A 7186-nucleotide genomic window follows, 5' to 3' on the forward strand; every position below is an offset into this window, starting at 1 on the left:
TCGCCCATGAGCAGGGTGCCGTGGATGCGCTGGGCCCAGGCGAAGGGCGTGTCGCCCTTGTCCACCCAGTGCAGCACGGTGGCGCGGTAGGGGTCGACCGCGGCGGCGAGGGTCTGCCCGTCGCGTTCGATGACGAACCAGGCGGCGCGCTCGGGCGAGCGCGGCGCGATGTAGCCGCGCAGGCGCCCCTCGGGCACCTCCACCAGGGCGGCGAGCGCCTGCGCGCTCACCGGCTGGGCCGTGGGCAGCGGCACCACGCGCGGATCGGCGCCCAGGCGGGTCTGGAAGCCGGTGTAGAAGACCATCACGGCGCCGGTGATGGCGAGCGTGAGCAGAAAAGGCATCACCAGCAGGCCGGCGATGGCGTGCCAGCGCCAGGCGATGGCGCGCAGGTCGGCGCGGGCGCGCCCGAGGTATCGGGCGGGAAGGACATGGGAAGGCCTCGGCGGCTGGCGCTCAGTGCTTGCCGTGGCCGCTGCCGTGGGCAGCGCCAGCGGGCGCGGCCGGCATGGGCGCCATCGCGCGGGCCGTGGCCTTCACGTCCTGGGTCTGGCGCTGGCCGTCGGCGCCTTCGAACACCAGCGTCAGGGGCACCGCGTCGCCCGCTTTCACGGGCGCCTTGAGGTCCATCATCATCACGTGGTAGCCGCCGGGCTTGAGCTCCACGGTCTGGCCCGCGGGCAGCGGCAGCGCGGCGATGGCGCGCATGCGCATCACGTCGCCCTCGAGCTTCATCTCGTGCACCTCGACGACGCCGGCGGCCGGCGAGCGCACCTCCACCAGGCGCGTGGCCTGCGGCGCGGTGAGTTTCATGAAGGCGCCGGTGGACGACTGCGCGCCGACGGTGGCGCGCGCCCAGGCGTCCTGCACCTGCACGGGCGTCTGGGCCCAGGCGGTGGCGGCGATGGCAAAGGAAGAGGCGATGAACAGGTGTTTCATGGGGAATCCGAATCGGCAATGGGGAGGACACGGCGCGGGCCAGAGCGGCGCGCCGTGCGGGAAGGGATTCAGATGCCCCGGGGCGGCGCGCGCGCCGGCGCGTGGGCCGTGGCCGGCGCGTCCTGCCCGCGCTGCGCCTGCGCCAGCGGCACGGGCTGAGGCGCCGCCTCGGGCAAGGCCAGCGCGGGCGCGGGCGGCAGGCCCGCGCCACCGGCGCTGATGGCGCCCCAAGGACAGGTCAGCGCGGCCTCGGGCGCGTGGCCGTCGGCGCTGTCGCTGGCGTCGGCGCGCACCCAGGTGATGCCGCTGGCGCTGCAGATCTGCACCCAGTGGCCCGCGTCGGGCCCGCGGGCCTGCAGCGCGGCCTGCGACAGCACGGGCGCGAAGGCACCGAAGCAGACCGCCAGGAGGGCGATCCACGCGGTGAGGCGACGCGGCCAGCGGTGCAGGAACATGGGACGGGATTCTACGGGCGGGGTCCCGCCCGCGACGCCCGAGGCCTTGCGCCCCCCCGGCATCGGGGCCACGATCCCCCGTTTCGAACGACCACCGGAGACATCGCCCATGCTCAAGCTCTGCGGCTTCGCGGCCAGCAACTACTACAACAAGGTCCGTCTCGCCCTGCTGGAAAAGGGCATCCCCTTCGAGGAAGAACTGGCCTGGATCGGCGAGACCGACCCCAGCTGCAGCCCGCTGGGCAAGGTGCCCTACCTCAAGACCGACCAGGGCGCGCTGTCGGAGTCGACCGTGATCCTGGAGTACCTGGAGGACGCCTACCCGCACCCGCCGCTGCTGCCGGCCGACGCCTTCGCGGCCGCCAAGGTGCGCGAGCTGGTGCGCTACCTGGAGCTGCACCTGGAACTGGTGGCGCGCAACCTCTACCCCGAGGCCTTCTTCGGCGGCAAGGTCAGCGACGCCGCGAAGGAGAAGATCGCGCCGCAGCTGGAGAAAAACATCGCCGGCTTCGCCAAGCTCGCCAGCTTCTCGCCCTTCCTCGCCGGCCCTGAGTTCACCCTGGCCGACTGCGCGGGCGCGGTGCACCTGCCGCTGGTGAGCAGCGCCACCAAGATCATCTACGGCCGCGACTTCCTGGCCGAGCTGCCCGTGCGCGACTACCTCAAGCGCCTGGGCGAGCGGCCCACGGTGCAGAAGCTCAACGCCGACCGCAAGGCCAACACCGAACTGATGTTGAGCCGAAGCAAACGCTGAACCAACGCCCATCCACCACCCGGCGGCACCTCGGAACCGGCTTTGCCGGGCCGCAGGTGCCGCCCCCTTTAGAGGGGGCGCGCGAAGCGCGGCGGGGGTGCTTCTACTTCTTGGGGCGGATCGCGTCAGCGGTTCCCTGTATGAAGGCCTTGATCTTCTGCACGTCGTCCGGCGTGAGCTTGCCCGTGAAGTCGGGCATGCCGCGCGCCATGGCCGGGCCCTTGAAGACGAACTTGTCCAGGTTCTCGATGAAGGCCGAGTCCATGTAGCCCAGGTTGGGGATGTTGCCGCCGCGGTCCACGCCCGGCACGCCGTGGCAGAACACGCAGTTGCTCACGTACAGCGCGGTGCCCTCGGGCACATGGGCCGGGTCGTACTTCACGCCCTGCACGAGCTGGCCCAGCCGGTAGGCCACGAAGTCCGGCGCCGGCGCCTTGCCGCCCACGGCGAAGGTGTAGACCGTGCCCGGGCCCTGGCGCTCGGTGGCGCGCTGCGCCAGGCCGTACACACCGCCCCAGCCCACGGCAATGGACACGTACTGCTTGCCGTCCACCAGGTAGGTGGTGGGCGCGGCCACCACCCCGGTGCCGGTGGGCGTCTCCCACAGCTTCTCGCCGCTGGCGGCGTTGTAGGCCACGAAGCGGCCGTCGGCCGTGCCCTGGAACACCAGGTTGCCGGCCGTGGTGAGCGTGCCGCCGTTCCAGGGCGAGACGTGCTCCACCGTCCAGCGCGCCTGCTGCTTCACCGGGTCCCAGGCCACCAGGCGGCCAAAGGGCTTGCTGGCGGGCGGCTCCACGTTGGCGAAGGTGGCCAGGTTCCAGCCCATGTTGCTGTGCGGCTCGCCCGGGCGCACGCCGTTGAAGTTCCAGTTCTTGTTGTCCATCAGCGTGAGCGGCACGCCCTGCACCGGCATGTAGACCAGGCCGGTCTTCGGGTTGAAGGACATGGAGTGCCAATTGCGCGCGCCAAAGGCGCTGGGGATGATCTCGCGCGGGCGGTCGGCCGTGCGCGCGATGTCGGTCTCGATCGGGCGGCCATTCTTGTCGTAGCCCGTGGCCCAGTTCACGTCGACGAAGTTCTTGGCCGAGATGAACTTGCCGTTGGTGCGGTCGACGATGAAGAAGAAGCCGTTCTTGGGCGCGTGCATCACCACCTTGCGCTTCTTGCCGTCCAGCGTGAGGTCGGCCAGGATCATGGGCTGCGTGGAGGTGAAGTCCCAGTTGTCGCCGGGCGTTTCCTGGTAGTGCCAGACGTACTTGCCGGTGTCCGGGTTGAGCGCGACGATGGACGCCAGGTACAGGTTGTCGCCGCCGGCCGGACTGCGCTTGCTGCGCGCCCAGGGCGAGCCGTTGCCGGTGCCGATGTAGAGCAGGTTCAGCTCGGGATCGAAGGCCATGGCGTCCCAGGCCGTGCCGCCGCCGCCCGCCTCCCACCACTTGCCGGCCGGGTCCCAGGTCTTGGCGGCCTTGGCCATGGACTCGTCCTCGAAGGGTTTGGACGGGTCGCCCGGCACGGTGAACCAGCGCCACTTCTGCTCGCCGGTCTTGGCGTCGTAGGCCGTGACATAGCCGCGCACGCCGTACTCGGCGCCGCCGTTGCCGATGATGACCTTGCCCTTGACCACGCGCGGCGCGCCGGTGATGGTGTAGCTGAACTTGCGGTCGATGATGGTGTCCTTCTCCCACACCTTCTGGCCCGTGGCGGCGTCCAGCGCCACCAGGCGGCCGTCGTAGGAGGCCACGAAGACCTTGCCCTCGTACAGGGCGACGCCGCGGTTGACCACGTCGCAGCAGCCCTTGAAGCCGCCCTCGCGCGGCACCTGCGGGTCGTAGGACCAGATGCGCTTGCCGGTGCGCACGTCGATGGCGTGCACCACGCTCCACGAGGCGGTCACGTACATGATGCCGTCCACCACCAGCGGCGTGGCCTCCACCCCGCGCGTGGACTCCAGGTTGTAGGACCAGACCAGGCCCAGGTCCTTCACGTTGCCGGTGTTGACCTGGTCGAGCCTGGAGTGCCGGGTCTCGGCGTAGTCCAGGCCGTGGCTGGGCCAGTCGGGCGTGGCGCGCGCGTTGCTGCGCACGAAGGCGCCGTCGACCTTCTTCGTGACCGCGCTGATGTGCGCGGCCGATCCCTTGACCGTCGCCTGCTGGGCCTGCGCGCCGAGCGCGGCGCCCAGCAGCAGCGCCAGGCCGACGGCGGCGCGGGCGGTGAGCGAATGGGTGCTCATGTTGTCTCCTGATGTGCCGGTCCGGGCCGGCGTGTGGGGTCGGTGGCAAGGCTCGCGCATCCCCCCGGAACACGGATGCCGCGACGGCCATGTTCCGCAGCCGGCCATCGCGCGGCACCCCCGGGATTTCCCTCAAGTGTTTTGTTCCACGGTGGAACAGAGTGGGCGGATGGCGCAGGGATTTCCCGCAGCGCGGTGCCCGTGCGCGGCACCGATACTGCCCTGGCCCACCCCGAGCGAACCCATGGCCGAGCCCGCCCGCCCCCTGTTCTTCCAGACCGCCGAGCAGCGCACAGCGCTCGCGCGGCAGCGGTTCTTCGACGAAGGCGAACGCCCCACCGGGCTGGTGAACGAAGCCGTCATCCAATCGTGGATGCGCTGCACCGCCACGCGCCGCGACCCGCACCAGGCGGTGAGCTTCGACCCCGTGACGCGCAGCCGCATGCACGCCTGCCTGACGCGCAACCAGCAGCTGCTGCTGGCCGGCAACGAAGACCTGCAGCAGCTCGCCGCGGCGCTGGGCGGCACCAGCTGCCGCGTGCTGCTCACCGACGGCCAGGGCGTGGTCATCCACGCCAGCGCGCCGCTGGGCACGGCACCGCAGCCGCTGCTGGACGCGGGCAGCCGCGTGGGCGTGAACCTGGCCGAGGGCGAGATCGGCACCACGGCGCCGGGCATCGTGGCGCGCGTGGCCAGCGCCTGCACCGTGCAGGGCGCCGAGCACTTCCACGAGATGCTGCAGACCCTGCACTGCGCGGCCGCGCCCATCCGCGACGTGCACGGCCGCCTGGCCGGCGTGCTGGACCTGTCCATCGAGGGCTCGCCCTTCGGCTTCGACGCCGCCGGCCTGGTGGCGCTCTACGCCAGCACCATCGAGAACCGGCTGCTGCGGCTGCAGTCGCCCGCGCACCTGGTGCTGCAGTTCCAGGCCAGCCCGCGCGTGCTGGGCACGCCGCTGGAAGGCCTGGCCGGCATCGACGTGGGCGGCCAACTGGCCTGGCTCAACCCGGTGGCGCAACGCCTGACCGGCGCCAACGCCCTGGCCCACCCACCGGTGGACGAGGTGTTCGGCCTGGCCTTCGAGGAACTGCTGGCCTTGCACCGCGCCCGCGAGCCGCGCGCGCTGCGGCTGCCCAACGGGCTCACGGTCTGGGTGCGCGCCCACATCGGCAGCGCCGACGGCGTGGACTTCAACCGCGCCGTGGCCACCGGCGCGCCGCCGTCCTCGGCCGGCGAGGCCGCGCCCGACGCACCGATCGCCGACGCCGCGCCCTCCTCCACGCTGGACGACCACCGCGACCGCGTGATCTCCGAAACGCTGGCGGCCTGCGGCGGCAACATCGCGCGCGCCGCGCGTCAGCTGGGGGTGTCGCGCGGGCTGCTGTACCGGCGGCTGCGGGCCGCGCCGGCGACCGAGGCCTCCGCCCCCTGAACCGGCCCGGCGGGCCCGCTCAGCGCGCCGCGTCGAACTCGGCCTGCACCTCGGCGCGCAGCGCCTCGGACCAGGCGCGGCGGTCGCGCGCCCCCGCGCGCTGCGGCGTGCCGTAGCGCACCACGGCGCGCACCGTGTCCGAGCGCAGCGTGCGCCACACCGACGCGACCAGGGTGTCGTCGCCAATGAACACCGGGCCCGGGTGCGGCTGGCCGCTGCCGCGTTCCAGGTAGCGCAGCGCCACCGGCTGCACCGGTGCGCTGGCCGATATCGCGGCCTGCAGCAGGTTGGCGTGGAAGGGCAACAGCTGGGCGCCGTCGCCCGTGGTGCCCTCGGGAAACACCGAGACGGTCTCGCCCGCGCGCAGCCGCTCGGCCATGCGGTGCACCACGCGCAGCGCGTCGCGCCGGCTCTCACGCTCGATGTACAGCGTGCCCGCGCCGGTGGTGAGCGAGCCCAGCAGCGGCCAGCGCTGCACGTCGGCCTTGGACACGAAACGGCTCGGGTGCGCGGCGTTCATGACCAGGATGTCGAGCCAGGAGATGTGGTTGGCCACCATCAGCACCGCGCCGTGCGCGGGCGGCTGGCCTTGCACGTCCAGCGCGATGCCCATGATGGCCAGCATGCGGCGCGACCACTCACGCACGATGAGCTGGCTCTGCGCGTGCGTGAGGCGGCCGAACTCGCTGCGGATGATCCATAGGCCGCGCAGCACGTGCAGCACGGCGCGCAGGGCACGCCAGGCCGCGCGCAGCTGCCCACCCCGGGTGCGCGCCCCCCCGGCCTGGCCGTGCGGCGCGTTCACGCCGGCGCCGCCACGCCCTCGGCCGCGTGCGCGATCTGCCCGCCCACCAGCGTGGCGCGCACCGACACCGGCATCTCGTGGCCCTCGAACGGCGTGTGCCGGCCCTGGCTGCGCAGGGCCGACGGCGCCACGGTCCAGGGCGCGTCGGGGTGGAAGACCAGCACGTCGGCCGCGCCGCCCACGGCGAGCTGGCCCACGCTGGCCTGCAGCGTGCCCAGGCTGGCGCCCAGCACGCGCTGCGGACCGTGTGTGAGCACCGCCAGCGCCTGCATCAGGCCCAGGCCTTCCTGCTGCGCCCAGGTGCAGGCCAGGCCCAACAGCAGCTCCACCGCGCTGGCGCCGGGCTCGGCCTCGGCGAACGGCAGGGTCTTGGCGTCGCTGTCCACCGGGTTGTGGTCGGACACCAGCGCGTCGATGGTGCCGTCCGCCAGGCCGGCGCGCAGGGCGTCGCGGTCGCGCTGCTGACGCAGCGGCGGCTGCAGGCGAAAGCGGCTGTCGTAGAAGCCGATGTCCACGTCGGTGAGGTGCAGGTTGTGCACGCTCACGTCGCAGCTGACGGGCAGGCCCTCGG

Annotated in this window: 8 protein-coding genes; 2 read left to right on the forward strand and 6 right to left on the reverse strand. The window is 72.5% G+C overall.

Translation table 11 applies throughout. The annotated features are described in order from the left end of the window. The 3 genes from BGO22_RS17150 to BGO22_RS17160 all read right to left on the reverse strand — a co-directional run. Nucleotides 1–344, reverse strand: a 344-nt coding sequence (locus tag BGO22_RS17150) for a PepSY domain-containing protein (RefSeq protein WP_286851919.1), incomplete at its 3' end; no start/stop codon positions are given. A 112-nt stretch (nt 345–456) separates the two neighbouring features. Next, on the reverse strand, nt 457–939 hold the full coding sequence (locus BGO22_RS17155) for a copper chaperone PCu(A)C (RefSeq protein ID WP_070397346.1): 483 nt from the start codon (nt 937–939) through the stop codon (nt 457–459). 68 nt (nt 940–1007) lie between these two features. After that, on the reverse strand, nt 1008–1394 hold the full coding sequence (locus tag BGO22_RS17160; protein WP_070397345.1) for a DUF2946 family protein: 387 nt from the start codon (nt 1392–1394) through the stop codon (nt 1008–1010). Between the two features lie 109 nt (nt 1395–1503). Between BGO22_RS17160 and BGO22_RS17165 the strand changes: the two genes are divergently transcribed. Next, complete coding sequence (locus BGO22_RS17165; RefSeq protein ID WP_070397344.1) at nt 1504–2148, forward strand: glutathione S-transferase family protein; 645 nt, start codon at nt 1504–1506, stop codon at nt 2146–2148. 103 nt (nt 2149–2251) lie between these two features. Here the strand turns inward: BGO22_RS17165 and BGO22_RS17170 are convergent, their stop codons facing one another. Next, nucleotides 2252–4378 carry a PQQ-dependent dehydrogenase, methanol/ethanol family gene (locus BGO22_RS17170; protein ID WP_070397343.1) on the reverse strand — a complete coding sequence of 709 codons (2127 nt, stop codon included), beginning with the start codon at nt 4376–4378 and terminating at the stop codon, nt 2252–2254. A 244-nt stretch (nt 4379–4622) separates the two neighbouring features. On the opposite strand from BGO22_RS17170, the gene BGO22_RS17175 reads away from it, so the two are divergent. Then, complete coding sequence (locus BGO22_RS17175; RefSeq protein WP_070397342.1) at nt 4623–5810, forward strand: helix-turn-helix domain-containing protein; 1188 nt, start codon at nt 4623–4625, stop codon at nt 5808–5810. Nucleotides 5811–5829: 19 nt separating this feature from the next. On the opposite strand, the gene BGO22_RS17180 is transcribed toward BGO22_RS17175, so the two are convergent. Continuing rightward, a complete protein-coding gene (locus BGO22_RS17180) occupies nt 5830–6615 on the reverse strand; it encodes a lysophospholipid acyltransferase family protein (RefSeq protein WP_286851914.1) in 786 nt (261 codons plus the stop codon). Beyond that, on the reverse strand, nt 6612–7186 hold a 575-nt coding region (locus BGO22_RS17185), incomplete at its 5' end, for an amidohydrolase family protein (protein ID WP_286851916.1). The genes BGO22_RS17185 and BGO22_RS17180, both read right to left, overlap by 4 nt.

Origin of the sequence: Hydrogenophaga sp. 70-12 (assembly GCF_001897365.1) — a bacterium.
Taxonomy (GTDB): domain Bacteria; phylum Pseudomonadota; class Gammaproteobacteria; order Burkholderiales; family Burkholderiaceae_C; genus Hydrogenophaga; species Hydrogenophaga borbori.

Bases quoted from the DNA above. Each gene is read 5' to 3' on its own strand.
- BGO22_RS17160 (WP_070397345.1), bottom strand. From the start codon at position 1,394: ATGTTCCTGCACCGCTGGCCGCGTCGCCTCACCGCGTGGATCGCCCTC.
- BGO22_RS17175 (WP_070397342.1), top strand. From the start codon at position 4,623: ATGGCCGAGCCCGCCCGCCCCCTGTTCTTCCAGACCGCCGAGCAGCGC.
- BGO22_RS17155 (WP_070397346.1), bottom strand. From the start codon at position 939: ATGAAACACCTGTTCATCGCCTCTTCCTTTGCCATCGCCGCCACCGCC.
- BGO22_RS17170 (WP_070397343.1), bottom strand. From the start codon at position 4,378: ATGAGCACCCATTCGCTCACCGCCCGCGCCGCCGTCGGCCTGGCGCTG.
- BGO22_RS17165 (WP_070397344.1), top strand. From the start codon at position 1,504: ATGCTCAAGCTCTGCGGCTTCGCGGCCAGCAACTACTACAACAAGGTC.